A 2,498-nucleotide genomic window follows, 5' to 3' on the forward strand; every position below is an offset into this window, starting at 1 on the left:
GGGCGGATGATGATCCCGTGGCCGGAGGAGCGGCACCCCTTCTCCCACACCATTGACATCAAGGGCGCCTTCCGACACAATCTGAAGAATATCGACGTCTCCATCCCCCTCGGAGTGATCACAGTGGTCACCGGGGTGAGCGGCTCCGGCAAGAGTACGCTGATGAAGGATCTGCTCTACGAGGGGATGAGCAAGTATCTGCTCTACGGCCTCTCCGGCGTCAAGCTGGAGATGAAGGGGCTGAGAGGCGACCTTAACGCCATCGACAGGGTGGAGTATGTGGATCAGGATGCGCTGGGACTCAGCTCGCGCTCCAACCCTGCCACCTACATCGGCCTCTACGACGACCTGCGGTCGCTGATGGGGCAGCAGCCACTGGCTCGACAGATGGGCTTCGGACCGGGAGACTTCTCCTTCAATCGCGAGGGCGGTCGGTGCGAGAATTGTCAGGGCGAGGGCTACGTCACCGTGGAGATGCAGTTTATGGCTGACATGCGGCTCCTCTGCGAGGAGTGCCACGGGAAGCGCTTCAAGGACGACATCCTCGAGGTGACCTTCCACGACAAGAATATCTACGACTTCCTCGAGATGACGGTCGAGGAGGCGATCGACTTCTTTACCCCTCTCACGGAAGAGGCTAAGGAGGTCGGCTCCATCCTGCAGGGGCTGCAGGTGCTGAGTGATGTGGGGCTGGGGTACGTCCATCTGGGGCAGTCGTCGTCGACGCTCTCCGGAGGGGAGAGTCAGCGGCTCAAGCTCGCCTCCTACCTCGCTGGGGTCTCGGCGAAGAGCCTCTTCATCTTCGACGAGCCGACCACCGGCCTCCACATACACGACATACGGACGCTGATGGGGACCTTCCGGAGACTGGTGGAGGCGGGGCACACCGTCGTCATCGTGGAGCACAATCTGGAGGTGGTGAAGCTGGCAGATCACGTCATCGACCTGGGGCCTGAGGGCGGTCTCGAGGGGGGACACCTCGTCTTTGCCGGCACGCCGGAGGAGCTGATGGAGTGCAAGGAGTCCTACACCGGGCAGTATCTCCGGCAGCTCTACGACCGCCAGCACCCGGCAACGAAGCGTCGCCCCAGGACTAAGAAACCAACGACCAAGAATCAATAAGCAGTACTATGACTTACGAGGAGACACTGGACTTTCTCTTTAAGCAACTACCGGTCTATCAGATCGAGGGAGGAAGGGCCTATAAGCCGGGGCTGGAGCGGACGCGCGAGATCCTCGCCGCCTGTGGCCGTCCGGATCGGGAGCTGACCGCTCTACATGTGGCAGGGACCAATGGTAAGGGCTCTACCTCTTACCTCCTCGCCTCCGTGCTGAGGGCTGCCGGGCTGAGGGTGGGGCTCTTCACCTCGCCCCATATCGTCACCTACCGGGAGCGGATACGGATCAATGGTGAGATGATCTCGGAGGAGTACATCACCCGATTTGTGGAGCAATTCCTCCGCGACCTGGGGGACCAACTGCAACCGTCGTTCTTTGAGCTGACCACGGCGCTCGCCTTTCGCTACTTTGTGGATGAGAAGGTGGACATAGCCGTGGTGGAGGTCGGTATGGGCGGTCGGCTCGACAGTACCAACGTCCTCAGCCCCCTCGTCAGCGTGATCACGAATGTGAGCATGGATCACATGCAATTCCTCGGCAACACGCTCGGTGAGATAGCTCATGAGAAGGCGGGAATCATCAAGCCTCATACCCCGGTGGTGCTAGGGAGGAGCACCGATGCGCCTGTGCTGGAGGTGGTGCGGGCTAAGGCAGCCGAGGAGCAGGCGCCCCTCACGCTCGCTGACCGGTCGGGTGAGATCCTGTCGCACGAGGAGATTGAGGGGGCAGGGTACCGCGTGGAGACGAAGAGCTTTGGCACCATCGATCTGCCACTCATGGGAGCATACCAGCTACAGAATCTCGGGACCGTCCTGGAGACGATCAAGCTGATCCGCGATCGGTACGGGATCACCCCGGAGATGGTCCGGGAGGGAGTCGCCCGGGTGGCGGACTTCGGTCTCAGCGGTCGGCTGCAGATGATCCGGCAGAGCGACCCGAGGATCTTCATCGATGCCGGGCACAATATCGGCGCCTGGGCTTACCTCGGTCCTCAGCTGGAGACGTGGGCCGGGGACGGAGGGCTTGCCGTCGTGCTGGGCATGTCGGCCGATAAGGATGTCGACCACGTGCTGGAGCGGCTGCCGAGAGAGACGCACCTCATCTGCACTCGGGCTCATGTGGAGCGCGCAATGAGTGCTGCGGACTTTGCCGAGCACGCGCGGCCGTACGGCATCGAGCCGGTGCTGGTGATCGAGGATGTGAGGGAGGCATACCGTGCAGCGATCGACTACTGCCGGGCGCACTCTGTCCGGACGCTCTTCGTCGGCGGCAGCTTCTTCGTCCTCTCCGACCTGCTCTCCGACACCGACGAGACCGCCCGGTAAGATTTATAGGTCAGGCATATGACCGGACTCCTCTAAGAGCTCCACTAAGTGGAG

At 61.7% G+C, this 2,498-nt stretch carries 1 protein-coding gene and 1 pseudogene; both read left to right on the forward strand.

Features of this window, described 5'->3' with window-relative positions; all coding sequences use genetic code 11:
• Positions 1–1,122, forward strand: a pseudogene (locus Q0F21_RS07165) (ATP-binding cassette domain-containing protein); the annotation flags it as partial.
• An 8-nt stretch (positions 1,123–1,130) separates the two neighbouring features.
• A complete protein-coding gene (locus Q0F21_RS07170; RefSeq protein WP_297238670.1) occupies positions 1,131–2,444 on the forward strand; it encodes a folylpolyglutamate synthase/dihydrofolate synthase family protein in 1,314 nt (437 codons plus the stop codon).
• Positions 2,445–2,498 lie beyond the last annotated feature (54 nt).

Origin of the sequence: uncultured Porphyromonas sp. (genome assembly GCF_934359325.1) — a bacterium.
GTDB lineage: Bacteria > Bacteroidota > Bacteroidia > Bacteroidales > Porphyromonadaceae > Porphyromonas_A.

Coding starts and splice junctions, on each gene's coding strand:
- Q0F21_RS07170 (WP_297238670.1), top strand. CDS start 1,131: ATGACTTACGAGGAGACACTGGACTTTCTCTTTAAGCAACTACCGGTC.